The 25,678-nt window shown below is 60.8% G+C and carries 24 protein-coding genes; 16 read left to right on the top strand and 8 right to left on the bottom strand.

Annotated elements, in window-relative coordinates; translation table 11 throughout:
- Nucleotides 1-2: 2 nt before the first annotated feature.
- Nucleotides 3-935, bottom strand: coding sequence for a lipid A biosynthesis lauroyl acyltransferase (locus IFT47_RS02730; protein WP_192170952.1), 933 nt, complete (start codon nt 933-935; stop codon nt 3-5).
- 142 nt (nt 936-1,077) lie between these two features.
- On the opposite strand from IFT47_RS02730, the gene minC reads away from it, so the two are divergent.
- The 4 genes from minC (at nt 1,078) to IFT47_RS02750 (ending at nt 3,878) form a co-directional block, all read left to right on the top strand.
- A complete protein-coding gene (gene minC / locus IFT47_RS02735; protein ID WP_074890214.1) occupies nt 1,078-1,824 on the top strand; it encodes a septum site-determining protein MinC in 747 nt (248 codons plus the stop codon).
- Nucleotides 1,825-2,024: 200 nt separating this feature from the next.
- Nucleotides 2,025-2,837: a septum site-determining protein MinD gene (minD, locus tag IFT47_RS02740; RefSeq protein ID WP_037013830.1), complete on the top strand. Its 813-nt coding sequence runs from the start codon at nt 2,025-2,027 to the stop codon at nt 2,835-2,837.
- The gene (gene minE, locus IFT47_RS02745) at nt 2,837-3,091 is read left to right on the top strand and encodes a cell division topological specificity factor MinE (protein ID WP_037013831.1); all 255 of its coding nucleotides are present in this window, start codon (nt 2,837-2,839) and stop codon (nt 3,089-3,091) included. The genes minD and minE overlap by 1 nt, the downstream gene beginning before the upstream one ends.
- Before the next feature lie 151 nt (nt 3,092-3,242).
- A complete protein-coding gene (locus IFT47_RS02750) occupies nt 3,243-3,878 on the top strand; it encodes an RluA family pseudouridine synthase (protein ID WP_192170951.1) in 636 nt (211 codons plus the stop codon).
- A gap of 692 nt (nt 3,879-4,570) precedes the next feature.
- Here IFT47_RS02750 and IFT47_RS02755 read toward each other — a convergent pair.
- From IFT47_RS02755 to IFT47_RS02770, 4 genes are all read right to left on the bottom strand, one after another.
- Nucleotides 4,571-7,054, bottom strand: a complete 2,484-nt coding sequence (locus IFT47_RS02755) for a penicillin acylase family protein (protein ID WP_192171572.1) — start codon at nt 7,052-7,054, stop codon at nt 4,571-4,573.
- Nucleotides 7,055-7,196: 142 nt separating this feature from the next.
- Nucleotides 7,197-7,841 carry a glutathione binding-like protein gene (locus IFT47_RS02760; protein ID WP_192171571.1) on the bottom strand — a complete coding sequence of 215 codons (645 nt, stop codon included), beginning with the start codon at nt 7,839-7,841 and terminating at the stop codon, nt 7,197-7,199.
- A gap of 120 nt (nt 7,842-7,961) precedes the next feature.
- A complete protein-coding gene (locus tag IFT47_RS02765; protein ID WP_192171570.1) occupies nt 7,962-8,168 on the bottom strand; it encodes an SEC-C metal-binding domain-containing protein in 207 nt (68 codons plus the stop codon).
- A gap of 4 nt (nt 8,169-8,172) precedes the next feature.
- Nucleotides 8,173-8,658, bottom strand: coding sequence for an LEA type 2 family protein (locus IFT47_RS02770; protein ID WP_065992587.1), 486 nt, complete (start codon nt 8,656-8,658; stop codon nt 8,173-8,175).
- A gap of 115 nt (nt 8,659-8,773) precedes the next feature.
- Here IFT47_RS02770 and IFT47_RS02775 point away from each other — a divergent pair, with 115 nt between their 5' ends.
- Entirely contained in the window at nt 8,774-9,379 is a 606-nt protein-coding gene (locus IFT47_RS02775; protein WP_192171569.1) for a hypothetical protein, read from the top strand.
- A 41-nt stretch (nt 9,380-9,420) separates the two neighbouring features.
- Here the strand turns inward: IFT47_RS02775 and IFT47_RS02780 are convergent, their stop codons facing one another.
- Complete coding sequence (locus IFT47_RS02780; protein ID WP_192171568.1) at nt 9,421-9,894, bottom strand: YchJ family protein; 474 nt, start codon at nt 9,892-9,894, stop codon at nt 9,421-9,423.
- A gap of 10 nt (nt 9,895-9,904) precedes the next feature.
- The gene (locus IFT47_RS02785; protein WP_192171567.1) at nt 9,905-10,402 is read right to left on the bottom strand and encodes a DUF6231 family protein; all 498 of its coding nucleotides are present in this window, start codon (nt 10,400-10,402) and stop codon (nt 9,905-9,907) included.
- Between the two features lie 243 nt (nt 10,403-10,645).
- On the opposite strand from IFT47_RS02785, the gene IFT47_RS02790 reads away from it, so the two are divergent.
- The 4 genes from IFT47_RS02790 to IFT47_RS02805 all read left to right on the top strand — a co-directional run bounded on the left by IFT47_RS02790 (nt 10,646) and on the right by IFT47_RS02805 (nt 16,438).
- Entirely contained in the window at nt 10,646-11,347 is a 702-nt protein-coding gene (locus IFT47_RS02790; RefSeq protein ID WP_133777092.1) for an OmpA family protein, read from the top strand.
- Between the two features lie 544 nt (nt 11,348-11,891).
- Entirely contained in the window at nt 11,892-13,181 is a 1,290-nt protein-coding gene (locus IFT47_RS02795) for a M18 family aminopeptidase (protein WP_192170950.1), read from the top strand.
- Between the two features lie 426 nt (nt 13,182-13,607).
- Nucleotides 13,608-14,006 (top strand): hypothetical protein, encoded by a 399-nt coding sequence (locus IFT47_RS02800; protein ID WP_192170949.1) that lies wholly within the window; start codon nt 13,608-13,610, stop codon nt 14,004-14,006.
- A gap of 242 nt (nt 14,007-14,248) precedes the next feature.
- Nucleotides 14,249-16,438: a mechanosensitive ion channel family protein gene (locus IFT47_RS02805; RefSeq protein WP_342345348.1), complete on the top strand. Its 2,190-nt coding sequence runs from the start codon at nt 14,249-14,251 to the stop codon at nt 16,436-16,438.
- A 6-nt stretch (nt 16,439-16,444) separates the two neighbouring features.
- Here the strand turns inward: IFT47_RS02805 and IFT47_RS02810 are convergent, their stop codons facing one another.
- Complete coding sequence (locus IFT47_RS02810) at nt 16,445-17,164, bottom strand: UTRA domain-containing protein (RefSeq protein ID WP_192170948.1); 720 nt, start codon at nt 17,162-17,164, stop codon at nt 16,445-16,447.
- A 360-nt stretch (nt 17,165-17,524) separates the two neighbouring features.
- Here IFT47_RS02810 and IFT47_RS02815 point away from each other — a divergent pair, with 360 nt between their 5' ends.
- The 7 genes from IFT47_RS02815 (at nt 17,525) to IFT47_RS02845 (ending at nt 25,674) form a co-directional block, all read left to right on the top strand.
- Nucleotides 17,525-18,592, top strand: a complete 1,068-nt coding sequence (locus IFT47_RS02815; protein WP_192170947.1) for an ABC transporter substrate-binding protein — start codon at nt 17,525-17,527, stop codon at nt 18,590-18,592.
- Nucleotides 18,593-18,739: 147 nt separating this feature from the next.
- Nucleotides 18,740-19,546, top strand: a complete 807-nt coding sequence (locus tag IFT47_RS02820; protein WP_192170946.1) for an alkaline phosphatase family protein — start codon at nt 18,740-18,742, stop codon at nt 19,544-19,546.
- Nucleotides 19,543-20,385, top strand: a complete 843-nt coding sequence (locus IFT47_RS02825) for an ABC transporter permease (RefSeq protein WP_192170945.1) — start codon at nt 19,543-19,545, stop codon at nt 20,383-20,385. Before IFT47_RS02820 ends, IFT47_RS02825 begins: the two co-directional genes overlap by 4 nt.
- Nucleotides 20,372-21,169, top strand: coding sequence for an ABC transporter permease (locus tag IFT47_RS02830; RefSeq protein WP_122537490.1), 798 nt, complete (start codon nt 20,372-20,374; stop codon nt 21,167-21,169). Before IFT47_RS02825 ends, IFT47_RS02830 begins: the two co-directional genes overlap by 14 nt.
- A gap of 1 nt (nt 21,170) precedes the next feature.
- Entirely contained in the window at nt 21,171-22,157 is a 987-nt protein-coding gene (locus tag IFT47_RS02835; RefSeq protein ID WP_192170944.1) for an ABC transporter ATP-binding protein, read from the top strand.
- 133 nt (nt 22,158-22,290) lie between these two features.
- Entirely contained in the window at nt 22,291-22,944 is a 654-nt protein-coding gene (locus IFT47_RS02840) for an HAD-IB family hydrolase (protein WP_192170943.1), read from the top strand.
- Nucleotides 22,945-23,121: 177 nt separating this feature from the next.
- Nucleotides 23,122-25,674, top strand: a complete 2,553-nt coding sequence (locus tag IFT47_RS02845; protein WP_192170942.1) for a hypothetical protein — start codon at nt 23,122-23,124, stop codon at nt 25,672-25,674.
- Nucleotides 25,675-25,678 lie beyond the last annotated feature (4 nt).

A 25,678-nucleotide genomic window follows, 5' to 3' on the forward strand; every position in this document is an offset into this window, starting at 1 on the left:
TTTCAGCCACGCTTCTTGTACAGCTTCGGCTCGCCCGGCGGCCGACTCTTGAAACGCCGGTGCGCCCACAGATACTGCTCGGGGCATGCGGTGACGGCGCGCTCGACCCATTGATTGATGCGAATGCAGTCGGCCTCGTCGCTCTCCCCCGGAAAATCGCTCAGAGGCGGATGGATCACCAGCTTGTAGCCACTGCCATCGGCCAGACGCTCCTGAGTGAACGGCACGACCAGCGCGTGGCCGAGCTTGGCGAATTTGCTGGTGGCCGGCACGGTGGCGGCCTGAATGCCGAACAGCGGCACGAAGATGCTCTGCTTGGCGCCGTAGTCCTGATCCGGCGCATACCAGATCGCCCGGCCCTTGCGCAGTTGCTTGATCATGCCGCGCACGTCTTCGCGCTCGACGGCGATGGAATCCATGTTGTGGCGCTCGCGGCCGCGTCGCTGAATGTAATCAAAGAGCGCGTTCTTGTGCTCGCGGTACATGCCGTCGATGGTGTGCTGCTGACCCAGCAGGGCCGCGCCGATTTCCAGGGTGGTGAAGTGCAGCGCCATGAGGATCACGCCATGGCCGTCCAGCTGCGCCTGCTTTAAATGATGTAGGCCGTCGATGTGCGCCAACCGCGCGAGACGGGGCTTGCTCCACCACCAGCTCATGGCCATTTCAAAAAACGCGATGCCGGTGGAGGCGAAGTTTTCTTTCAGCAGGCGTTTGCGCTCGGCCTTTGAATACTGGGGGAAACACAGCTCGAGGTTGCGCGCGGCAATCACCCGCCGATCGGTTGCCTGGTAATACATGACCCAGCCCAACGCACGGCCAATCACCAGCAACACGCGAAACGGCAACTGCACGATCAGCCAGAGCAAGCCCAGCCCCAGCCACAGCAGCCAGAAGCGGGGATGAAGAAAATGAGCTCGAAAACGCGGGCGATCCATTACAGCTTCCGTCAGGACAAAGGCGGGCATTCTACATCGGTTCGCGCGGATCGTGCCGCCGTCGGTTGCGCCTCCCTTGCGGCTGGCGGGCGTTATCGTTATAAGTCTCGGCACTTTTAGCGACAAGCCGCTGTATGCCGACATGAGCCAAATCGAATTGCAAGACAAGGACCCCGTGTTCCAGCTGAAGGGCAGCATGCTGGCCATCACTGTGCTGGAACTGGCCCGCAACAACCTCGAAGCGCTGGATCGTCAACTGGCGGCAAAAGTCGCCCAGGCGCCGAACTTCTTCAGCAATACACCGCTGGTGCTGGCCCTCGACAAACTGCCGCCGGATGAAGGCGCGATCGACCTGCCGGCGATGATGCGCATCTGCCGTCAGCACGGTCTGCGCACCCTGGCCATTCGGGCCAACCGGATTGAAGACATCGCCGCCGCCATTTCCATCGACCTGCCGGTGCTGCCGCCTTCGGGCGCGCGCGAGCGACCGCTTGATCCGACGGAAGGCGAAGTCAAAAAGAAGCCGGAAATCATCGAAAAGCCGCCCGAGCCGCTGATCAAACCGACCAAGATCATCACCGCCCCCGTGCGCGGCGGTCAGCAGATCTACGCCCAGGGCTCGGATCTGGTGGTGATTTCCTCGGTCAGCCCCGGCGCCGAACTGCTCGCCGACGGCAACATTCATGTGTACGGCCCGATGCGCGGCCGCGCGCTGGCGGGGATCAAAGGCGATACCAAGGCACGGATTTTCTGCCAGCAGATGGTCGCCGAACTGATCTCGATCGCCGGCCAGTACAAGGTGTCCGAAGACCTGCGCCGGGATCCGCTGTGGGGCGCCGGGGTGCAGATCAGTCTGTCCGGCGACGTGTTGAACATCACCCGTCTTTAACGGATACTGCGCCATTTTTAAGCCACTCTGATTCGTCGCGAAAACGACGCGAAGGCACCGGGACGTTCGGGATATTTTTTTGTTCGCCCGAACAGGAATTCCTTCACGGGTTCCGATCACCGCCCTCGCCCGCTTTAGTTGCGCCGTCATGAGGGGCTCTTCAGGGACTCAACGTCCTTTTCCTCTAGGGGTGATACACCTTGGCCAAGATTCTCGTGGTTACATCCGGCAAGGGTGGTGTGGGCAAGACCACCACCAGCGCCGCCATCGGTACCGGTCTCGCACTGCGCGGCCACAAAACAGTTATCGTCGACTTCGACGTCGGCCTGCGTAACCTCGACCTGATCATGGGTTGCGAGCGTCGCGTCGTTTATGACTTCGTCAACGTAGTCAACGGCGAAGCCAACCTGCAGCAGGCGCTGATCAAGGACAAGAAGATCGAAGGTCTTTACGTCCTCGCTGCCAGCCAGACCCGTGACAAGGATGCGCTGACCAAAGAGGGCGTTGAAAAAGTCCTGATGGAACTCAAGGAAACCTTCGAGTACGTCGTCTGCGACTCCCCTGCCGGTATCGAAACGGGCGCTCACTTGGCGATGTATTTCGCCGACGAAGCCATCGTCGTGACCAACCCTGAAGTGTCTTCGGTCCGTGACTCGGACCGCATGCTGGGCCTGCTGGCCAGCAAGTCCCGCCGCGCCGAGCGTGGGGAAGACCCGATCAAGGAGCACCTGCTCCTGACCCGTTACAACCCTGAGCGCGTGAGCAAGGGCGAGATGCTGGGCGTCGAAGACGTCAAGGAAATCCTCGCGGTGACTCTGCTGGGCGTGATTCCGGAGTCCCAGGCCGTACTCAAGGCGTCCAACCAGGGCGTGCCGGTCATCCTTGATGATCAGAGCGACGCTGGCCAGGCGTACAGCGATGCCGTTGACCGTCTGTTGGGCAAGGACCGTGAGCACCGCTTCCTGGACGTACAGAAAAAAGGATTTTTCGAACGCCTGTTCGGGGGTAACTGATGAGCATTTTTGACTTCTTTCGTGCCAACAAAAAGCCCAGCACCGCGTCGGTAGCGAAAGAGCGTCTACAGATCATCGTGGCGCATGAACGCGGCCAACGCAGCACCCCGGATTACCTGCCCGCCTTGCAGAAGGAGTTGGTCGAGGTGATCCGCAAGTACGTCAATATCGGCAACGATGACGTGCATGTCGCCCTTGAAAACGACGGCAGCTGCTCGATTCTGGAACTGAACATCACCCTGCCTGATCGTTGATCGAAACGGCAGTCGCTACGGCGGCCCGGTTGCCTGAATCCCTTTGCGGAGTCAGGCAAGCGCGCCGCCGTTGGCGTCATTGAAGACCTGTTTTCTGCGCCGCGATGGCTGCTGCGATCGCGGTGCACCTGTTTGAGTGATGAGGCGTTCAATGCCGCTGTCCAACGTTCATATCCTCCATCAGGACGACGCCGTCCTGGTGGTGAACAAGCCCACCCTGCTGCTTTCGGTCCCCGGTCGCGCTGACGACAACAAGGACTGTCTGATTACCCGCCTGCAGGAAAACGGCTACCCCGAGGCGCGAATTGTCCATCGGCTGGATTGGGAAACCTCCGGGATCATTTTGCTGGCCCGTGACGCGGACACCCACCGTGAGTTGTCCCGGCAGTTTCATGACCGCGAGACGGAGAAGGCTTACACGGCGTTGGCGTGGGGCCAGCCAGACCTGGACAGCGGCAGTATTGATCTGCCATTGCGTTACGACCCGCCAACCAAGCCGCGTCATGTGGTGGATCATGAATTGGGCAAGCATGCGTTGACGTTCTGGAAGGTGCTGGAGCGGTATGACACCCATTGCCGGGTCGAGCTGACGCCGATTACCGGGCGGTCGCATCAGTTGCGGGTGCATATGTTGTCGATCGGGCATCCGTTGCTGGGCGACGGTCTGTATGCGCATTCGGAGGCCCTGGCGGCCTATCCGCGGTTGTGTCTGCATGCGAGCATGTTGGCGTTCACCCATCCGGGGACGGGCGAGCGGGTTCGGTTCGAGTGCCCGGCGCCGTTTTGATTTCGTTAGTCAGGACAGACTGAAGATCAAGAACATCTGCCTAACGGCAGATCATTTCGCCTTCGGCGAGTTACTTGGAAAAGCACCCCAAGTAACCAAGGGTGCGTGCTCTCGGTTGGGCCCGACTTCGTCGGGTTCCTTCACTCCGGTCTCGCTCCGTGGGCCCGCCGCCATCCGCCATCCATGGCGGGGGGCGGCTCTCGCGGCATCCATGCCGCTCGGCCCACTCCGCGAAACCTCCGTTCAGCCTGCACCAAAGTCGCGTTTTGCGGTGTCTGGATTTTTTGTGTAGGAAGATCAAAAGCACAGCAACAGCAACAGCAACAGCATTCGCGAGCAAGCTCGCTCCCACAGGGAAGGGGGCCGGTCTGCAAAACTGCCAGCGCACATACTGGCCTCTTCCCGGCTGAAGCCGGTCCCACAAAAAGCNGCAGATCGAAAGCTTCCCGGCTGAAGCCGGTCCTACGGCGCCGCAGGTCCTGTTGACCACACGCGCTGCTTTTCGTAGGACCGGCTTTAGCCGGGAAGAGGCCATTTCAGGCACCATCAATCTTGGATGCACGCATCGCTTTTAGTGGGACCGGCTTTAGCCGGGAAGGGGCCATTTCAGGCGCCACTTCTTTGATCGTTCCCACGCTCTGCGTGGGAATGCATCCCGAGACGCTCCGCGTCATCCCGGATCGCTGGACCATTTACTTCCCGGGCGTCAGCGTCAGGCGCTGTTTGCCGTAGGCTTTTTCGAAGTTTTCCGGTTGCATCGGCACGGACATGTACAGGCCTTTCATCCAGGGGTCGATGCCGTTGGCGTTGTATGGGCTCGCGGGGTTGCCGGATTGGCCCGCGGCGTTTTGCGCCATCATCGGTTCTTGTTGGGCGAAGTCGACGATGATGCGCATGGCCGGGACGACGGCGGCGTTGAAGTCCTGGCCCCAGTGGAAGCCCGAGGCGTTGAGCGTGGTGTGGTCGCCGCCGGTGGCGATCGGGCCTTTGGTCACGCTTGCCTTGCTGCCGCCCAGCGCAGCGCTGAGTTGGGCGCTTTGGGCGGTCCAGGTGGTCTGGTGCAACTTGCCCCACTGCCAGACCTTGTGATCGGCGCCCAGCTGGCTTTCGCCAACGGTGATGGCGGCGGCCAGGCTGCGGGCGAGGATGGCGGGTTTGTCTTCTTTTTGCGGCGTTTTGACGTCGTCCCAATACGGACTGTCTTCGCGGCCCAGCAGGTGATCGGCCTGGGGCGAGTAGGACAGGTCCGCGCTTTGCACCAGTGCTTTCCAGGCAGGGCTGGTTTCCGGGCCGAGTTCATCGAGGAAGGTCTGGCGTGCGCTTTCTTGCAGGAACAGTTCGTAAATCGCCGCATCTGCCGAACCGGGCGACAGTCTGCCGTCGAACGCCATCAGGCGGTTCAACGCTTCGCGGGCTTTGTCGCGCTCTGGCGCGGGCAGGGCGTCGATGGCCTGTTTCAGCGGCGCTGACATGCCGGGCTCGGAGAACATTTTCTTCAGTTTGGCGGCGAAGGTCGTGGTCTGGTCGTATTGCATAGCGACGGTGCTGCGGGTGTCCTGCTTGCCGGCATTGGCCAGTTCGGCGATGCGTTCGGCGCGCTCCGGGTAGTCCCAGGAATTGGACAGCTGCATGCCATAGCCTTTTGGCACGGTGCGCTGGTTGGCAGTGGCGATCCAGCCTTGCTGCGAATCCTGATCGTACGGGTGCAGCATCGCGTCGGCGTAGCCGTCCCAGTCGAACCGGCCATCCCAGCCCGGCGAAGGAATCAGGCCGAGTCCGTCGCGGCGGTTCGGGTATTTGCCGGTCACTTGCCAGCCGGTGTTCGAGGCATCGGCGAACACCATGTTCAGGGTGATGGCACGAATTTCCCGAGTGGTGTCGAAGGCTCGCTGCACGTTTTGCGCGCGGGTCAGATCGAAGAGGGCGTCGAGGGTTTTGTCGTCCTTGGCGTCGGGCATCTGCAGGGCAACGCCCAGGCCGCTGGCCAGTTGCGCAGAACTCGCGTTGAGCAGCGGGCCATGACGGGTTTCGTAGGCAGGCTCGCGCACCGGGCTCTGGCCTTTGACGAAGTAGGTTTCCTCATGGGCGCCCGCCGCGACCCATTTGCCGTCGGCCATGACCATCAGGCGGTTGTTCTCGCGCTTGAGCTTTTCCAGGAACAGGTCCTGATTGTCGCCCATCGCCGGGCCCATGCCCCAGGCCAGTTTGCCGTTGAAGCCGGACAAGACCAGCGGCAAGCCCGCAACGGTCGCGCCTGCAGCCTGGTATTTCGGCGAGCGGATCTGCACGAAATTCCACATCGACGGCAGGGTCGGCGCCAACTGGCTGTCGGTGGCCAGCAGGCTCTTGCCGGCGCGGGCGCGCTGGGGCGAGATCACCCAGTTGTTCGACGCCGAAACGCCCAGCAGGTTGAGGTCCGAAAGCTGCAGCGCCGCTTTGTCCAGATCGCTCAGGCCCGGCAGTTGGCTGCCCAGGTTCAGGCCTTTGAGCTTGTCGGCTTCAGCGAAGGGCAACGCTTCGTCGGGGTAGGTCGGCAGCAGCCAGGCCAGCTTGTCCGCGCCGACTTTCTGCGCCAGCACCAGCGAGGAAATCTCCTCCTGCAGGTTTACCGACAGGCTGAAGTTAAGCAGGCTGAAGATCAGCGCCGAGTCTTCGGGCTTCCAGTATTCAGGCTTGTAACCCGAATCAGCGAGGTCAGTCGGCAGTTTGTCGCGGTAGCGGAACAGGTAAGCGTTGACGCCGCGCGCGTACACCTCGAAGAAGCGTTTCAGGCGCGGCGACGAAGCGGCATACAACTGGCCGGCGGTCTGCTTGAGGTTGGCGGCGCGCATCATGCGGTCGAGATCGAGGGCGCCCGGCCCCGCGATTTCCGACAGTCGGCCCTGGGCGAGCAGGCGCATTTGCATCATTTGCGTAATCCGATCGCTGGCGTGGACATACCCGAGGGTAAACAGCGCGTCATGGAACGTACTGCTTTCTATCAGCGGCATGCCCAGATTGTTGCGGCGAATGGAAACGTTCTGCGCCAGCCCTTTAATGGCAAACACCCCGCTGGCAGGCGGCAGGCTGTCGCGGTCTTCACCGCCCAGCTGGCAACCGGCCAGGCTCAAAAGTCCAATCATGGCAGCGGCCGCGCTCATGCGCGTCTTCAAAGTTGAAAGGGCTGGCGAGGCCATGATGGAGCTCCTGCGGGGGTGGGCGTAGAAAAGGCGCTACGTTAGAGAGCAGGCGGGCGTCACGCAAGCCGGGGGAGGGAGTTTATTTTCGGGTTTCAGAGGGGACATCAGCGCGTCCCCCTGAACCCTGTCGACCCTGAGATTACGGCTTCGGCGGATTGATCTTGTCCACCAGTGCGTAGGCCCGCTTCACCGCATCGCGATTGGCCACCGCGTCAAACCAGCGCTTCAAGTGCGGGAAGTCATCCAGGTCCTGCTCCTGAAACGTGTGCGGCACGATCCACGGGTAGATCGCCATGTCTGCGATGCCGTAGTCCTCGCCCGCAATGAAGGTGCGATCGGCCAGACGCTCGTTCAACACGCCGTACAAACGCGCGGTTTCGTCGACGTAGCGCTTGATCGCGTAGGGGATTTTTTCTTTGGCGAACCGGTTGAAATGGTGATTCTGGCCGGCCATCGGGCCCAGGCCGCCCATTTGCCAGAACAGCCATTGCAGGGTTTCCTGCCGGCCGCGCAGGTCTGTCGCAATGAACCGGCCGGTCTTCTCGGCCAGGTACAGCAGGATCGCGCCGGACTCGAACAGGCTCAGCGGTTCGCCGCCGTCAGCAGGCTGGTGGTCGACGATGGCTGGAATTTTGTTGTTGGGGGAAATCTTCAGAAAATCGGTTTCGAACTGCTCGTTCGCGCCGATATTGACCGGGAAAATGGTGTACGGCAGGCCCGCTTCTTCGAGGAAAATCGAAACTTTGTGGCCGTTGGGGGTGGTCCAGTAGTGCAGATCGATCATTGCGCGCTCCAGGTGAAGTCATCACGACTGCCATTAAGGCTGCACCTGTTTTACGCCTTCAAACGTCCGCCGCACAAATGAAAACGGCCTGAAGATCAGGCCGTGGAAGGAACCGGTGCGTTACGCGCCGTGGCACTTCTTGAATTTTTTCTCGCTGCCGCACGGGCAAGGGTCGTTGCGGCCGACATCCTTGAGCGTGTTGCGGACCGGCTCTTGAGGTGCGTGGCCGCAATGCGGGCCGTGCACGTGGCCGTGGTCATGATAGTGATCGTGATGGTCGTGATCGTGGTCACAATCGGGACCGTGCACGTGGGCTTGCTGGTTCATGGGGTTACTCCGGAATCAAATCGCCGGGGATTATGTCGCCATTGCGCCCGATGCGCACGCTGTGTCCGAATAAAAATCCGGTCTTGAGCTTGCCTTCCAATCGGTAATGCACTGGCTGATTGGCTTTGCCGAGCACCTTGGAGATGTCCTTGAGGTGTTCCCACAGATTGGTGCGGATCGGCACGGAGAAGTTTTTGTGGCTGTTGGCTTTGACGATGAACCAGTCGCTGTAGACGCCTTCGCTGAGCAACATGTCGTTGAGCAGGATCTTGTAGCGCAGGCCGCGGACCAGCAGGCTGGAGTCGTTGGGGTTGTCGACCCGAAAGCGCAGCTTGAAGTCCTGACGCAGCAACTTGGCCTTGACCACCTCGACCTTGAGCAGCTTGACGTCGGGGTCTTCGAAGCCCCCGGTTATCCAGGTTGAGCAGCCCGACAGCGCCAGGAGCGCGAAGAGGCCTGCGATTCTGAGGACGTGTGCTGCAAACATCATGGGTCGCTCCCTTTGTGTCCGGTCTGATAGGCCCGGTCTGACCGCCACTGCACGTGACTCGCCGTTCTCCACAGCCTGCGCCATACTCGCGCCATGTGTCGAAGGAGTATTGACCATGAAGCTCTACGAAATTGTGTTTTCCGGCCAACTGGTGCCCGGCGCGCAGCCGGATCTGGTCAAGGCCAACCTGGCGAAGCTGTTTCAGGCGGACGCTCAGCGCATCGCGTTGTTGTTCTCCGGCCGTCGGCTGGTCCTGAAAAACAACCTCGATGAGACGGCCGCCGAAAAGTACCGCTCGACCCTCGAACGTGCCGGAGCCATGGCCCAGGTCGCGCCCATGGCGCATGTCGTGGAGGCCCCTGTTGCAGAAGCGCCGGCCCAGGTTGAAGTAGAAGAGGTCGAACTGGCTCCGCCGCCCGACGAGCCGAGCTGGACGCGCAAACCCTCAAGCCTGACGGCGCCGCGCAACGACGCCACGCCGACGCGCAAAGCCAGTGTCAAGCCGCGTGATGTTTACATGGCTGCGTTTGTGGACGTCGAGGCGCCTGACTACACGCTCTCCGAGCCGGGCGAGGACGTGCAGGATCCGGGAATGCCGACGCGTGCGCCGCAGTTGGACCTGTCCGGCTTGAGCCTGGCCCCGGCGGGCGCTGATCTGGGTCAGGACAAGCCGGTTGAGCACGTGCTGGTGCCGGACGTTTCCCACATCCGCCTGGCCTGAGGACTGCCTGTCATAGAGGTTACTGCGTTGCCGCTGACAGGTCAGGCGAGATAAGCCGAACAGCACTTCTTGAACTTTTGCCGGCTGCCGCAGGGGCAGGCGTCGTTACGACCGGCTTTGAGCGAGACCGTCGGGTCGATGAAATACCAGCGTCCCTCATGCTGCACGAACGCCGAGCGCTCGCGATGACAATGCTCGCCGTCTGCATCGTGCCAGCGGGCGCTAAAGGTCACGAACGCGTGCTCAGGTTGGCCGCCGATCAACTCGGCGCCTTCCACTTCCAGGCCCAGCCAGGTGCTCTGGGCGCTCCACTGGCTGATGGCATCTCGGTTAAGCCCGGGCTGCTGCGCCGGCATTGTGGTGTCCAGCAGATAGTCCACCAATCCCAGCACATAAGCGCTGTAGCGCGAACGCATCAGCGCTTCGGCGCAAGGGGCAGGCTGACCGGCGTGATAGCGGCCGCAGCAACCGTCGAGAAGATTGCCGCTGCCGCAGGGGCAAATTGCGCTGCTCATGATGCGTCTCTCACCACCAGTACTTGCCGTAATTCTCCGGATTGGCCCAGAACTTCGCGTTCAGCCAGTCCGGCACCTGTTTGTATTCCCGCAGATCGTAGGTGAACAGCGTGAGCACTTGCTCATCCCGGGAAAACCGTTCACTGACCTGGAGTGCCAGCGAGTAGAAATCAGTGGATTGCCAGCCGCAGGCATCCAGGTCCGCCAGCACGGCGATCCGGCTGGCATTGAGGTTGCGGATTCCGCCCAACAGCTCCAGCCCCGCACGCTTGGGTATGTGCTCCAGACAGTCCACCACCAGTGCCAGATCAAAACGCTGCCCGGCCAGATCGGCGGGCAAAAGGCCCGGTGCCGCCTGGGCCAGTTCGGTTTGCGGATGCGCTTCGCGAAAAGCCTGCAACGCCGGAAATTCCCCGGCGCCCACCAGCAGCAAACGCTTCGGCGCATAAAGGTCGAGCAGGGCGGCGAGGGCCTGTTGCGGCGTGCGGCTGGAGAAGCGATCAGTCATTGGAGTTCCTCGGTCAGGCGGGCAAGGGTAGCGCGCTGAACTTCGATGGCCTAGTGCTTGAACTTTTTCATTTCGCGATATGACAAAGCGTACGGAGTGAAGGCAAAAGGCTATTCCCCAAAGAAGAGTCCGAATTGTGCGGTGAAATCCCGTAAACCCCTGAAATCGGGGTGGCGAACGGCCTCACACGCGTCTTTACTGCATTTCAGTCGGTTTTAGCCGATACCAAAGGAGAAGAACTGTATGAGCATGATTCGGACAGCGTTACCTCTGATTTTGGTTACCAGTGTATTGACGGGGTGTGCGGGCCTGCAAAAGACCGACTGGCCACTGTGTGCGGCCGGCGGCGCGCTGACTGGCGCCGCGATCGGCGCCTTCCAGACCGCCTCGGTGGCGGCAGGCTTCGGTGGTGCGGTGGGCGTGATGGCCGGCGCGTATTGCTGGGCTCACGGGGATGGTGATGATGACGGCGACGGCGTCCTCAACAGCAAGGACAAATGCCCGAACACGCCGAAAGGCACCCCGGTCGATGCGACCGGTTGCCCGATCGTGACACCTGCGCCTGAGCCAGTTGCTGCTCCGGTGGTGCTGCCGAAAGAAGAAATCATCACCATTCGTGACGTGCACTTCGAGTTCAACAAAGCCACGCTGACACCGGGTGACAAACAGCAGCTGGACATGGTTGCGACCAAACTCAAAACCGAAGCCCCGAACGTGCAACTCCACGTCAGCGGCCACACCGACAGCGTAGGCAGCGATGCGTACAACCAGAAACTGTCGCAAAAACGCGCGCAATCGGTGACCGACTACCTCGTCAGCGCCGGCATCCCGCGTGCCTCGTTCGTGTCCGTTGAAGGTGATGGCGAAGCGCGCCCTGTAGCCGACAACAAAACCGCCGACGGCCGAGCGCTGAACCGCCGCGTCGAGATCAAAATCAACCGCTGAGACCAGGTTGATGCTTCCAAAGGAAGCCCCGGTGTGAAAGCCGGGGCTTTTCTATTTCCGGCACTCAGTTTTGATGTTCAGAAAAACCATTGTCCAGACCGGCCCCTTCCCGGCTAAAGCCGGTCCCACTAACAGCCGCGCGTGCATTCAGTGGGACCGGCTTCAGCCGGGAAGCCGTTGCTGTTGATCTTCGTGCGCAAAAGGTTCAAACACCGCAGAACGCGACTTGGGTGCAGGCTGAACGCAGGTCTCGCGCAGTGGGCCGAGCCGCATGGATGCGGCGAGAGCGCCGTCAGGACATGGATGTCCGTTCGGCGCGGGCCTACGGAGCGGGACCGGAGTGAAGGAACCCGACGAAGTCGGGCCCAACCAGGAGCAAGCACCCTTGGTTACTTGGGGTGCTTTTCCAAGTAACTCGCCGAAGGCGAAACAGTCTGTCCCCAGACAGACGCTCTTGATCTTAAGGATCTTGATATTGATCTTGATCTCGATCAAAACACCTTTTGGCCTGTAAACTCCCGCCCATTGCTGCCTGGAGTAACCTATGCGCGAAGAGTTGAATCAGGGCCTTATCGATTTCCTGAAGGCCTCCCCCACCCCCTTTCATGCCACCGCCAGCCTGGTCCAACGCCTCGAAGGCGCCGGCTACCAGCGGCTCGACGAACGCGAGCCCTGGTACACCGAAGCCGGCGGCCGCTACTACGTCACCCGCAACGACTCCTCCATCGTCGCCTTCAAACTCGGTCGCCTGTCGCCCCTCACCAGCGGCATCCGCCTCGTCGGCGCCCACACCGACAGCCCGTGCCTGCGCGTCAAACCGCAACCCGAACTGCAACGCCAGGGCTTCTGGCAACTGGGCGTCGAAGTCTACGGCGGCGCCCTGCTTGCGCCGTGGTTCGACCGCGACCTCTCCCTCGCCGGCCGCGTCACCTTCCGCCGCGACGGCAAAGTCGAAAGCCAGTTGATCGACTTCAAACTGCCGATCGCCATCATCCCCAACCTCGCGATCCACCTCAATCGCACCGCCAACGAAGGCTGGGCGATCAACCCGCAAACTGAACTGCCGCCGATCCTGGCCCAGGTCGCCGGTGATGAACGCCCCGACTTCCGCGCCCTGCTCACCGATCAACTGGCCCGCGAGCATGGCCTGAACGCCGACGTCGTCCTCGATTACGAACTCAGCTTCTACGACACCCAAAGCGCCGCCGTCATCGGCCTGAACGGTGACTTCATCGCCGGCGCGCGGCTCGACAACCTGCTGTCCTGCTTCGCCGGGCTGCAAGCGTTGCTTAATGCCGATGGTGACGAGACCTGCCTGCTGATCTGCACCGACCACGAAGAGGTCGGCTCGACGTCTGCGTGCGGCGCCGACGGCCCGATGCTGGAACAAGTGCTGCAACGTCTGCTGCCGGAAGGTGACGACTACGTCCGCACCATTCAGAAATCCCTGCTGATCTCAGCTGACAATTCCCACGGCATACACCCCAACTACGCTGAAAAGCACGACGCCAACCACGGGCCGAAACTCAATGCCGGCCCGGTAATCAAGGTCAACAGCAACCAGCGCTACGCCACCAACAGCGAAACCGCCGGGTTCTTCCGCCACCTGTGCATGGCCGAAGAAGTGCCGGTGCAGAGCTTCGTCGTGCGCAGTGACATGGCCTGCGGCTCGACGATCGGCCCGATCACGGCCGGTCATCTGGGCGTGCGCACCGTTGACATCGGCCTGCCGACCTTCGCCATGCACTCGATCCGTGAATTGGCGGGCAGCCAGGACCTGGCGCATCTGGTGAAAGTGCTATCAGCGTTTTATGCGAGCGCCGAGTTGCCCTGAACGACGCTTGGTAAGAGCGCGCTAGTCCGCGGTTAGCATTGGCGCCAGTCATTTCCCCAATCCGACCTAACTTGACAGCACTGCTTCTCAAAAGAGCATGCTGTCATGGATGACTACCTTATCCTTCTCATCCTCGTCGTGATGAGATTGCTTTTGCTGTGTGTCGGTTTCAGCTAACGCGATTACAGCAGCGGCATTGCATCTATCACATTTGGCATGCTGATGATGCTGTACGGAAGTTGTCAAGATTCTCCCAAGAGTCGCATGAGCGATGCCCTCTCAGTACAGGGTCACACATAACTAATAGCCAACAGCAATAGAGGCAATCGCAAAAACGTCTAGATGTTCGGCTCGCAATTACTTGACCCTCTGTCCTCCACTGCCAATACTTTGCTTGCAATCTAATCACGCAAAAGGAAATGCGTAATGAGCATAAAAAGCTTGGCCCCGCCCATCGTTAAAAAACTCCAATTCAATGGACAACAGTACACAACTGCAGAAGGATTCAGTTTTGGCGTTTTTGTAGACGGCGATACAATTAAGGCTGGCGATGAAATCACTGTTTATATCGCTGAAGTAACACGGGTCGATGGAGGTCCTCCCCCGCCTGGGCCATTCCCTTCATCCAAACCGCTCCCCGTCGGCGCATCTGATATATCCAAGGTGTTGACGATTGAGCTGACCGGTCCGCAGCTATACGGTTTATTCCAGCACCCCGCAGGCAGCCAGGTGACGGCTAAGTACTCAGTAAAAGATAGCAGTGGTCAACGTGCCTACTCAGAAGTATTCGAGTTCATTGTTACAGATACAACCAGAGAAGAATAAATACATCAGAGTAATAGTGGTGCTCGACTGAGCTGGCTACTTGGTCAATTGTTGTAGTCGCCAGGCGGCCTCGGGTTTTCTATCAAAACTCTGGCCGCTTGACGATGTTGGTAAATAACTAAGCCAAAATCCACTCGCCACACCCCCCATCCCCTCGTAAACTCATCCGCCTCTGCTTGACCGGGCACGGTTCCCCACCACGCCCCCCCCCAAGCGCCTGTCTATCCGAGGTTTGTTTCCAGGTGATCGCTCCCACCCGCCTTTCCGTTCTGCCCCGCCTGTTCCTGCTGTGCCTGCTGGCGCTCTTTCCGTTTGCGTTGAGCCATGCCGCTGGCCTGCCGAGTCTGCTCAGTGGCGGTGACAAGACGCAGCCCCAGGCCCAGGAGCCGTTGGGGCAGTCCCTGGACGAGGTGATCACGTCGCTGGAAAACGATCAGCAGCGCAGGAAGTTGCTTGATGACCTGAAGAAGTTGCGGGACGCCACCAAGAAGGCGCAGCCGACCGTGGAGCAGGGCGTGCTGGGCCTGATCGGCAGTTCGTTCGCCGAGCTGGAAAAACAGTTCACCGGCGCGGACAGCCCGCTCAGCCGCTGGGGGGACGAAGCGGCGCTGGCGGAGGACGAGCTGATGGCGCTGATGCTGCCGGCCAACCAGTGGTGGCCGATCATCTGGGGCTTTGCCGTGGTGCTGGCGATCTGGGGTTTGCTGGCGGCGGCGTTGATCTGGCTGGGCCACAAGGTGCGCCTGCGCTTCGGCCTTTCCGCCGAGCTTCCGCAGCACCCCCGCCTGTCGGACATGCTGCGCTTCGCCCTACGCAAGCTGGGCCCGTGGCTGGTGGCGCTGGTGATCACGATCTACCTGAGTTACTCGCTGCCGCCCTCGCTGGGTAGGGATCTGGCAATGGTGCTCGCCTACGCGCTGGTGGTCGGCACGCTGTTCTCGGCGGTCTGTGTCATCGCGTTTTCTCTGCTCGACGGGCCGCACCGCCACCAAGCGCTGTATATCCTGCGCCATCAGGCGTTTCGGCCGTTGTGGTGGATCGGCAGTTTTGCCGCGTTCGGCGAGGCGTTGAGCGACCCGCGTCTGGTCGCCAGCCTTGGGGTGCACCTGGCGCACACCGCCGCGACCCTGGCCAATGTCATGGCTGCGCTGTCCACGGGATTGTTCATCATCCGCTTCCGTCGCCCGATCGCGCATCTGATCCGCAACCAGGCGCTGTCGCGTCGTTTCAAACGTCGCGCCCTGAGCGACAGCATCGAGGTCCTCGGCACGTTCTGGTACTTGCCGGCGCTGGTGCTGGTGGGCGTTTCCCTGTTCGCCACCTTCTTTTCGGCGGGCGACACCAGCACCGCCTTGCGTCAGGCCCTGATCTGCACCGTGCTGCTGGTGTTGTGCATGGTCATCAACGGCTTGGTGAAACGCCATTCGCTCAAGCCTGGCCATGCCCACAAGCGTCACGCGCTGTATTCGGACCGCCTGAAGAACTTCTTTTACACGGTCGCGCACCTGCTCATCTGGCTGGTGTTCATCGAACTGGGCCTTCGGGTCTGGGGCCTGTCGCTGATCCGCTTCGCCGAGGGCGATGGCCGCGACATCAGTCTTCGGCTGATCGGGCTGGCGGCGACGCTGATGTTTGCCTGGCTGATCTGGATTCTCGCGGACACAGCGATTCACCACGCCCTGACCCGCTCGCGCAAAGGCCTGGCCAATACCCGCGCGCAGACCATGATGCCGTTGATCCGCAACGTGCTGTTCGTGACGATTTTCATCATTGCGCTGATCGTCGCGTTGGCGAACATGGGCATGAACGTGACGCCGCTGTTGGCCGGTGCCGGTGTGATCGGCCTGGCCATCGGTTTCGGCGCGCAGTCGCTGGTGGCGGATTTGATCACCGGGCTGTTCATCATCATCGAAGATTCCCTGGCCATCGACGATTACGTGGACGTCGGCGGTCACCTGGGCACGGTGGAAGGCCTGACCATCCGCACCGTGCGCCTGCGTGACATCGACGGCATCGTCCACACCATCCCGTTCAGCGAGATCAAGAGCATCCAGAACTACTCGCGGGAGTTCGGTTACGCGATCTTCCGCATCGCGATTCCGGCGAACATGAACATCGATGACGCGCTGAAGATGGTCCGCGACGTCGGCCAGAAAATGCGTACCGATCCCCTGCAACGGCGCAACATCTGGTCGCCGCTGGAGATTCAGGGGGTGGAGAGTTTCGACTCGGGCAACGCCATCCTCCGCGCCCGCTTCAAGACCGCGCCGATCAAGCAATGGGAAGTGTCGCGGGCGTTCAACCTGTCGCTCAAACGCTATCTGGATGAAGCCGGCATGGACCTGGCGACGCCGCGCCTGAACGTGCAGGTCAGCACCAGTGGCGGGCGTGTGAACAAGGTGCGCGAGAAAAAGGACGACGCGTCGGTGTAAGCCGGGCTAGATATCCGCGACCACCGCGCTCACGTGAATCGCGTCGTGGCGCCAGTACTCCAGATCGCAATCGATCAGCCGCCCGCGCTGATCGTGGTTGACCCGGGCGATCCGCAGGCCCGGGCTGCCGATGGAGACTTTCAACGCCGCCGCCGCTTCCACGGGCAACGCCGTGGGCACCATCTCGAAACGCACCTGGCCGTAGCGAATGTCGTAGTGGCTGGCGTAGAGCTCAGTCAGCGACTGGTTCAGGTCCTTATCGAGAATATGCGGGAAGTAATCGGGGTTGAGGTAGTGCTCGACGTAAAGCACCAGCCGTTCATCAATCCGGCGGGCGCGGCAGATCTGGATCACGCTGGACAGCGCCGGCAGTTGCAGCAGCCCGCAAATCACCGCCGATGCAGGTTGCAGCCGCGCGGAAATCACTTGGGTGGCAGGCACTCGGCCCTGGGCCTGAACCATCGCGTGAAAGTGGCTGCGGCGCATCAAGTCATAGGCCAGTCGCGGCGGTGAAATGAACCAGCCTCGGCGCTCCTCGCGGTAGATCAAACCTTGGGCTTCGAGCTGCACCAGCGCTTCGCGTAAGGTAATGCGCGTCGTGTCGAAGACCTCACTCAATTTGCGTTCAGCGGGCAACTTGCTGCCCGGCGGCAACAGGCCGTGTTCGATCTGCTCTTGCAGCGCGTTGCAGATGGTCGTCACCGCTCGGGGCATTTCTTCGCGCATTACGTTACCTATCTGGACTAGACCAGCGCTATTTAAGGGCAGTGTCGCTCGCCGAATGGCCCGTTTCGGTGCTCCAGAGCCTAGGCAGCCTAGATGACCGTTGCGTGACATTCCAGCCAGGAGCGGCAGCAAGACTAGCGCTCAGGAAATCATCCGGGCCTTTTAGATCAAGCGGTTGAGCATGGTCTACGCTCATTTCACAGCGATCGCCCGGGCTGTTGCTGGTCATAGCAAGAGTCGGTCCAGACACGAAAGCGTCATGTAACTGGCCTAACTTGGCTCAGGTATTGCTGACCTAGACCAACCATCCGCAACGAACACTTCTATGAGTCCGTCGAGAAGTGCACAAAGGAGCTTCGAATGAAACACCTTTTGCTGGCATCACTCCTGGGTTCGGCCATCGCGCTGAGCGCTTCGGCCATGGCCGCCGACACCGACCTGAAAACACTCGAAGCCGCCGCCAAGGCTGAAGGCGCGGTCAACAGCGTGGGCATGCCCGATGACTGGGCGAACTGGAAAGGCACCTGGACCGACCTGACCGCCAAGTACGGTCTGGTGCACATGGACACCGACATGAGCTCGGCTCAGGAAGTGGCCAAGTTCGATGCGGAAAAAGACAACGCCAGCGCCGACATTGGCGACGTGGGTGCCGCATTCGGCCCGATCGCTTTGGCGAAGGGCGTGACCCAACCCTACAAGCCGAGCACCTGGGCGCAAGTGCCGGAGTGGGCCAAGGACAAAGACGGTCACTGGGCGCTGGCCTACACCGGCACCATCGCTTTCATCGTCAACAAAAAGCTGTTGCACGGCTCGGACGTACCCACCAAATGGGCTGACCTGAAGAACGGTAAATACAAAGTCACCATCGGTGATGTCAGCACTGCGGCCCAGGCTGCAAACGGCGTATTGGCCGCTGCGATCTCCATGAAAGGCGATGAAACCAACCTCGCGCCGGGCCTGCAGTTGTTCACCGAACTGGCCAAACAAAAGCGCCTGGGCATCAACAACCCGTCGATTCAGTCGATGGAAAAAGGCGAAGTGGAAGTGGGCGTGGTCTGGGACTTCAACGGCCTGAGCTACAAGGCCAAGATGTCCAATCCTGACGACTACGTTGTGCTGATCCCGTCCGACGGTTCGGTGATCTCGGGCTACACCACGATCATCAACAAATACGCCAAGCACCCGAACGCTGCCAAGCTGGCCCGTGAATACATCTTCAGCGACGCCGGCCAAATCAACCTGGCCAAGGGCAACGCACGCCCGATCCGCGCCGAACACCTGACCCTGCCGCCAGACGTGCAAGCCAAGCTACTGCCTAACGAGCAGTACAAGAACGTGACGCCGATCAAAGACGCGGCAGCCTGGGAAAAAACCTCGAAAGCCCTGCCACAACTGTGGAACGAGCAAGTCATCGTCGAGATGCAGTGATCCTTTACTGCTGATGCAGGCCCCTTGTAGGAGTGAGCTTGCTCGCGATTTCGGTGTGTCAGTCAACCTGTCTGTCCCAGGCATACCGCGATCGCGGGCAAGCTCACTCCTACAGCAATGTTTGGGGATCCCCCCTCCGGAGACGCCATGAAACACAACGTCATCCTCATCCTGCTGGACGGCCTGAGTTACAGCGTGGCGCACCATGCGATGGGGCATTTGCTGGCCTACCGAAATGCAGGCCGCGCGGCGTTGTACAAACTCGAATGCGAACTGCCGTCGCTGTCGCGCCCGCTGTATGAATGCATTCTGACCGGCGTTGCGCCCATCGACAGCGGTATCGTGCACAACCAGGTGTCCCGGCTTTCCACCCAGCGCAGCGTGTTCCATTACGCCACCGACGCCGGGCTGACCACCGCCGCTGCCGCGTACCACTGGGTCAGCGAGTTATACAACCGCAGCCCCTTCATTGCCGCACGCGACCGTCACACCGACGACGTCGACCTGCCGATTCAACACGGGCATTTCTACTACGTCGATCACTACCCCGATTCACACCTGTTCGACGATGCCGAGCATCTGCGAGCCGCCCACGCACCGCACTTCTTGTTCGTCCACCCGATGAATATCGACGACGCCGGCCACAAGCACGGCCTCGACACCCCGCAGTACCGCAACAGCGCGCGTACCGCCGACATCATTCTCGCCGAGTACCTGCAGCGCTGGCTGGATGCGGGCTATCAAGTGCTGGTGACCGCCGACCACGGCATGAACAACGACCGCTCCCACAACGGCGTGCTGCCGGAAGAACGCGAGGTCCCGTTGTTCGTGCTCGGTGACGCCTTCAGCCTCCACCCCGATGCGCAACCGAAGCAGACCGAGATCTGCGGCACCGTCTGCGAACTGCTCGGTGTGCCCCACGACAAACCTGTGTGCAGAGAGGTGCTCAAGTGAATTCACAAAGCCGCGGCAAATGGCTGGGGCTGTTGTGCCTCGTGCCGTTTGCGGTTTTCTTCATTGCGTTTCAGATCGCGCCGCTGGCCTGGGTGGCGATCAACAGCCTGCAATCGGACGCCGGCTGGGGCATCGACAACTTCATCAAGGCCTTCAATTCGCGCTTCTACCGCCAGGCGATGCAGTACAGCCTAGAGATCAGCTTCTGGTCGAGCCTGATCGGCATCGTCATCGCGATTCTCGGCAGTTATTCGCTGCGTAAGGTGCCGTCGCGGCTGAGGGATTTCGTCAGCGCTTTTGCCAATATGACCAGTAACTTTTCCGGCGTCCCGCTGGCGTTTGCCTTCATCATCCTGCTCGGCTTCAACGGCGCGCTGACGCTGATTCTCAAACAGGCCGGGATCATCGATGACTTCAACCTGTACTCGAAAACCGGCCTGATCATTCTCTACACCTACTTCCAGATCCCCTTGGGCGTGCTGCTGCTCTACCCGGCCTTCGACGCGCTGCGGGAAGACTGGCGCGAATCGGCATCGCTGCTGGGCGCCAGCGGCTGGGATTTCTGGCGGCACATCGGCATTCCGGTGCTGACCCCGGCGCTGCTCGGCACGTTCGTGATCCTACTGGCCAACGCGCTGGGCGCCTACGCCACGGTGTACGCGCTGACCACCGGCAATTTCAACGTCTTGCCGATCCGCATTGCGGCGATGGTCGCGGGCGATATCACGCTGGACCCGAACATGGCCAGCGCCCTGGCGATGATTCTGGTGGGGATGATGACGCTGGTGACCGTCGTGCATCAGTGGCTGTTGAAGAGGAGCTACCATGTCTCGCGCTGAACGCCGCCCGCCGGGGCTTTACCACCGCGTCGTGGTGTACCTGCTATTTCTGATTCTGCTGGCGCCGCTGCTGGGCACCTTTGTGTATTCCATCGCCACCAGTTGGTCAGCGACGATTCTGCCCGACGGCCTGACCTACAAATGGTACGTCGCGCTGTGGAGCGATCCGCGTTTTCTGCGCGCGTTCGGCCAGTCGCTGCTGGTGTGCGTCGGCGCGCTGGTGCTCTCGGTGGTGCTGATTCTGCCGCTGCTGTTCGTTGTGCATTACCACTTCCCCAAGCTCGACGCGCTGATGAACATCCTCATCCTGTTGCCCTTCGCGGTGCCGCCGGTGGTGTCGTCGGTGGGCCTGTTGCAGCTCTACGGCTCGGGGCCGCTGGCGATGGTCGGTACGCCGTGGATCCTGATCGGCTGCTACTTCACCGTGGCATTGCCGTTCATGTACCGGGCGATCACCAACAACCTGCAAGCGATCAACCTGGTCGATCTGATGGACGCCGCGCAACTGCTTGGCGCCAATACCTTTCAAGCCGCGTTTCTGGTGGTGCTGCCGAACCTGCGCAAGGGCTTGATGATCGCACTGCTGCTGTCGTTCTCGTTCCTGTTCGGCGAGTTCGTGTTCGCCAATCTGCTGGTGGGCACCCGCTACGAAACCCTGCAGGTTTACCTCAACAACATGCGCAACAGCAGCGGCCACTTCAACAGCGCGCTGGTGATTTCCTACTTCTTTTTCGTACTGCTGCTGACGTGGGCGGCCAACCGACTGAACAAGGACAAAGACTGATATGAGCTTCGTCAGTGTCGAAAACCTGCAGAAGAATTACGGCAGCACAGCGGTCTTCAGCGACATCAATTGCGAAATCCAAAAAGGCGAATTCGTCACCCTGCTCGGCCCGTCCGGCTGCGGCAAGTCCACCCTGCTGCGCTGCATCGCGGGGCTGACGTCGGTGACCAGCGGCAGCATCTTCCTCGACGGCAAAGACCTGGTGCCGGTGTCGCCGCAGAAGCGCGGCATCGGCATGGTGTTCCAGAGCTACGCGCTATTCCCCAACATGAACGTGGAACAGAACGTTGCCTTCGGCCTGCGCATGCAGAAAGTCAGCACCGATGAAATGAAGCAGCGCGTGGCCGAGGTGCTCAAGCTGGTGGAGCTGAACGAGTTCGCCACGCGCTATCCCCATCAGCTGTCGGGTGGGCAGTGTCAGCGCGTCGCATTGGCGCGTTCCCTGGTGACCCGCCCTCGCCTGCTGCTGCTCGATGAACCGCTGTCGGCCCTCGATGCGCGCATCCGCAAGCACCTGCGCGAGCAGATCCGTGCGATTCAGCAGGAGCTGGGGCTGACGACGATTTTCGTGACCCACGATCAGGAAGAAGCGCTGACCATGTCCGACCGGATTTTCCTGATGAATCAGGGCCGAATCGTCCAGAGCGGCGACGCCGAAACCCTGTACACCGCGCCGGTCGATGCGTTCGCCGCCGGCTTCATCGGCAACTACAACCTGTTGGAGGCCGACGCCGCCAGCCGCCTGATGCAACGCCCGATCAACAGCCGCGTGGCGATCCGCCCGGAAGCGATTCAATTGAGCCTGACCGGCTCGCTGGAAGGCGAAGTGCGCAGCCACAGCCTGCTGGGCAACGTGATCCGCTATCGCGTCGAGGCCCGGGGCGTGGAACTGGTGGTCGACGTGCTCAATCGCTCGGCCAGCGACTTGCACCCGAACGGCCAGCGCGTCACCCTGCACATCGAAGATTCGGCGTTGTGTGTCGTTTGAAGCGGCAAGCTTCAAGCGACAAGCTGCAAGAAAAAGCTGGATTACCACCGCTCCCTCTTGCAGCTTGCCGCTTGATACTTGTAGCTGCGCGCCAGACGCCGACCGAACCCACACTGATGAGAGGAGCGCGCGCGTGCCTTTAGCAATTTTCGATCTGGACGAAACCCTGATCCACGGTGACTGTTCCAGCCTGTGGAGCGAACAGATGGGGCGGCTGGGCTGGGTCGATCCCGAGTGGTTCATGAAGAAGGACCATGAGCTGATGGCCGCCTACGGCAGGGGCGAACTCGCCATGGAAGATTACATGGCGTTCAGCCTGGACCCGATGGTCGGGCGCACGCCGGAGGAAGTGGATTTTCTGGTGGGGCGCTGGGTCGAGGACTACATCGAGCCGATCATTTTCAGCGATGCCACCAAGGCCATCGCCGAACACCGGGCTGCCGGCGATCGCATTCTGATCATCTCGGCGTCGGGCGTGCATCTGGTCAAGCCCATTGCCGAGCGCATCGGCGTTGATGAAGTGCTGGCCATCGACCTGGAAGTCGCCCACGGCGTTTACACCGGCAAGACCACCGGCGTGCTCACCTACCGCGAAGGCAAAATCACACGGCTGATGGCGTGGCTGGATCAGGAAGGCGAAAACCTGGAGGGCGCGAGTTTCTATTCCGATTCGCGCAATGACCTGCCACTGCTGGAGAAGGTGGATATCCCCCACGCAGTGAACCCGGACCCCGTGCTGCGCGAGAGGGCTGAACAAGCGGGCTGGCCCATTCACAGCTGGAAATAACCCTCCACTCAACGGCCGGACACCTCTGAACGTGTCATCTGCCCAACAATGACAGGCAGTGCTGCACGCCGTTAAAGCCGACCAAAGGCAGCCGAACCTGTCACTTCTGACAGTAGTCAGTTCCTTCAATCCGGCGCCCAATGACTCCTGGAAATTTCCCGACAGGAGTCAACTGCCATGACCTCAGCGCCGCGCAACTCGTCTCGCCCTTCCAGTGGTACCAACGCTCTCGACAAGCTGGAAATCCCCGGTCGCACCAATCAGCCTCTTCCCGAGCCACCCGCTGCACCCAACCAGACGCTATGGGGCATCAACCACGGCGCCGTGCTGGATAACTTTCCGCAAAACGGCTTGCAGCTCTATATTCCGGCGTGGTCGACCATGGGTACCGGCGACAGCGTGTCGGTGTCGCTCCTCTCTGACCCTGAGCATAATCCAGGCCAGCCCGTGGAGGTCACCTCGGAGTCCATCACGGCGGAGGAGGTCAACCAGCGGGTGACTGCCTTTATTCAGGCCAGGCACCTCAATTCCGGCATTTACACCCTGTGGTACAACGTGAAGCGGCTGGGCCAGGAAGTTGAGCGGTCCGACCCCACCGACATAATGGTCAAAATCGAGCGCCCCGGTGGCAAAGATCAGGACGGGGATACCCCCGGGCATTCGGCACTAAGACTGTCAATGCCGCCGGAGATCGTTGAATTTGGCGTAGATGATGAGGATGCCAAGGCGGGCGTGCCGGTCACGATTGCGCCATACCCTGAAATGGCTGAATGGAACGTCATCAAGCTTTCCTGGGGCGGGAAGTTTGTGTACCACCAGGTCACTGCAGAGGAAGTGAATCAACCGATCGTGATCACCGTTGACGAGGCAGTCATTCTTGAGGCTGGAGACTCAGACAATGAAGGCCTGGCCGTGACCTATGAAGTCTACGACATCGTCGATAACCGCTCGGAGGACTGGGCCGCCGAGATCCGTATCACCGTCAGGACCGATACCTCCCGGCTGTCCTCGCCGATTGTCCGTGAAGCAACCAGTAACGTGCTGGACCTGGACACATTGGGGAGCAGCCCGGTAACGGTGGTGGTCTGGGCGTCCAATAATCGCAAGATGACGAAGCAACTCTACAAATCATTAACGCCGCAACAGGCCGCGCAGTTGCGCGCGTCGATGGGCAAACAGGCACTCTCGCGTTTCGGGGAGGTCAAGGATGGCTTCCTCCTGGGCGACAAGATCGTGGTGAAGTTGACGGGCACCACTGCCGAGGGCCAGCAGGTCACCCATGAGGCGCCGGAAGTCATTATCGACGACTTGCCCGATATGTACGAGATACAGATCCCCAACGCCGTGGTCCGACAGCTGGCTCAAACCCAGGCGGCTTTCTCTTATTATTTGCTGCATCAGGACAGTACCAGGTCGGAGTCCAATGGGGCGTTCATCAGTGTCATTGGCGAGGCCGTGCGCATGGCCGCGCCGGTTGCCCTTGATGCCGCGCAGGGCGCGATCAATCCGAACCTCCCCATCACGACCGTGCAGATCCCGTGGGATGACAGCATGCTGGCAGGCGACCAGCTCGTCCTGAGATGGATCGGCATCCGGCCTGACTTGAGCATTTACGACCCGCTGTTGAGCCCGCATAACATCACCAACGGCGAAGCGACCAACAAGGCTCCGATCAATATCACCGTGCCGGGCACGCACCTCAAAGCGATCGAGGGCGGCACCCTCGGGTTGTATTTCATCCTCATCAGAGATGTGGAAGGCAGGCCCGTCAACCGCGAATCTGCCCGCGCCGCAACGCTGAACATCGGCCAGCCGCTTGCCGAGTTACTGGCGCCAGCAGTTGCAGGGATCGATGCCTATGGAGTGATGGATCCCCAGTTACCCGGAACAAAGCTGACCGTTACGGCCTACCGGGAAATGGCCATAGGCGATGAAGTGCATTACCTGTGGCATGGCATCGCTTTCGACGTGGAAGACTGGATCACGATCACATCACTCACCCTGAACAAAGACATAGTGTTCGAGATTTCTCAAGCAGCTATTTCAGGCAACAAGGGCGGCACTGTCGAGGCCTCGTACTGGGTGAAGCGTGCGGATCGCCGCAGCGATTCCGAAAAGCTGGTGTTCAGCATCGGTCAGCCGGTGGTGCTCGACCCTCCCGTGATCAGCAGCATCACGGATTCCAACGAGCAGGAAATCCCCGACAACGGTTCGACAACCGACACCAGCGTGACCCTGCGTGGCACCGCGGCACCCAACCTTGGCCTGGAAGTGTTTGACGGCACTACCTCCCAGGGCAAACCGGCTGCAGACGCGGACGGCCAGTGGATGTTCGGGATCAGTGGTCTGGCTGTTACATCCCACGCCATAAAGGCCAAAGGGCTGTATGGCGATCAAGCGGAGTCGGCGGTGCGCACCTTCAGCGTCAACGCCATGCCTGCCAATCCGGTCATTACCAGCATCAAGGACTCAAGCGGCGACGAAATACCGGACCACGGCACGACTTCCGACCGAAGACTGACCTTTGCTGGTACGTCCTATCCAAACCTGGAAGTGAAGCTCCTGGACGCCCCGAGCGAACAAGGAGGAGGCGCGCAGCTCGGTACTGTGATGGCCAGCGCCAACGGCCAGTGGACATTAGAGGTCACCGTTCCTGAACACTCTTCCCATCGAGTCTGGATTCTGGGTAACGGGGCGCCCTCCCGCCTTCGGTATTTCACGTTGGTATGAAAAG

Source organism: Pseudomonas sp. CFBP 13711 (genome assembly GCF_014842265.1).
GTDB lineage: Bacteria > Pseudomonadota > Gammaproteobacteria > Pseudomonadales > Pseudomonadaceae > Aquipseudomonas.

Bases quoted from the DNA above. Each gene is read 5' to 3' on its own strand.
- IFT47_RS02815 (WP_192170947.1), top strand. From the start codon at position 17,525: ATGAAACACCTTTTGCTGGCATCACTCCTGGGTTCGGCCATCGCGCTG.
- IFT47_RS02820 (WP_192170946.1), top strand. From the start codon at position 18,740: ATGAAACACAACGTCATCCTCATCCTGCTGGACGGCCTGAGTTACAGC.
- IFT47_RS02730 (WP_192170952.1), bottom strand. From the start codon at position 935: ATGGATCGCCCGCGTTTTCGAGCTCATTTTCTTCATCCCCGCTTCTGG.
- IFT47_RS02795 (WP_192170950.1), top strand. From the start codon at position 11,892: ATGCGCGAAGAGTTGAATCAGGGCCTTATCGATTTCCTGAAGGCCTCC.
- IFT47_RS02790 (WP_133777092.1), top strand. From the start codon at position 10,646: ATGAGCATGATTCGGACAGCGTTACCTCTGATTTTGGTTACCAGTGTA.
- IFT47_RS02800 (WP_192170949.1), top strand. From the start codon at position 13,608: ATGAGCATAAAAAGCTTGGCCCCGCCCATCGTTAAAAAACTCCAATTC.
- IFT47_RS02775 (WP_192171569.1), top strand. From the start codon at position 8,774: ATGAAGCTCTACGAAATTGTGTTTTCCGGCCAACTGGTGCCCGGCGCG.
- minC (WP_074890214.1), top strand. From the start codon at position 1,078: ATGAGCCAAATCGAATTGCAAGACAAGGACCCCGTGTTCCAGCTGAAG.
- IFT47_RS02765 (WP_192171570.1), bottom strand. From the start codon at position 8,168: ATGAACCAGCAAGCCCACGTGCACGGTCCCGATTGTGACCACGATCAC.
- IFT47_RS02830 (WP_122537490.1), top strand. From the start codon at position 20,372: ATGTCTCGCGCTGAACGCCGCCCGCCGGGGCTTTACCACCGCGTCGTG.
- IFT47_RS02755 (WP_192171572.1), bottom strand. From the start codon at position 7,054: ATGGCCTCGCCAGCCCTTTCAACTTTGAAGACGCGCATGAGCGCGGCC.
- IFT47_RS02760 (WP_192171571.1), bottom strand. From the start codon at position 7,841: ATGATCGATCTGCACTACTGGACCACCCCCAACGGCCACAAAGTTTCG.
- IFT47_RS02785 (WP_192171567.1), bottom strand. From the start codon at position 10,402: ATGACTGATCGCTTCTCCAGCCGCACGCCGCAACAGGCCCTCGCCGCC.
- IFT47_RS02835 (WP_192170944.1), top strand. From the start codon at position 21,171: ATGAGCTTCGTCAGTGTCGAAAACCTGCAGAAGAATTACGGCAGCACA.
- IFT47_RS02845 (WP_192170942.1), top strand. From the start codon at position 23,122: ATGACCTCAGCGCCGCGCAACTCGTCTCGCCCTTCCAGTGGTACCAAC.
- IFT47_RS02770 (WP_065992587.1), bottom strand. From the start codon at position 8,658: ATGATGTTTGCAGCACACGTCCTCAGAATCGCAGGCCTCTTCGCGCTC.
- IFT47_RS02780 (WP_192171568.1), bottom strand. From the start codon at position 9,894: ATGAGCAGCGCAATTTGCCCCTGCGGCAGCGGCAATCTTCTCGACGGT.
- IFT47_RS02750 (WP_192170951.1), top strand. From the start codon at position 3,243: ATGCCGCTGTCCAACGTTCATATCCTCCATCAGGACGACGCCGTCCTG.
- minE (WP_037013831.1), top strand. From the start codon at position 2,837: ATGAGCATTTTTGACTTCTTTCGTGCCAACAAAAAGCCCAGCACCGCG.
- IFT47_RS02810 (WP_192170948.1), bottom strand. From the start codon at position 17,164: ATGCGCGAAGAAATGCCCCGAGCGGTGACGACCATCTGCAACGCGCTG.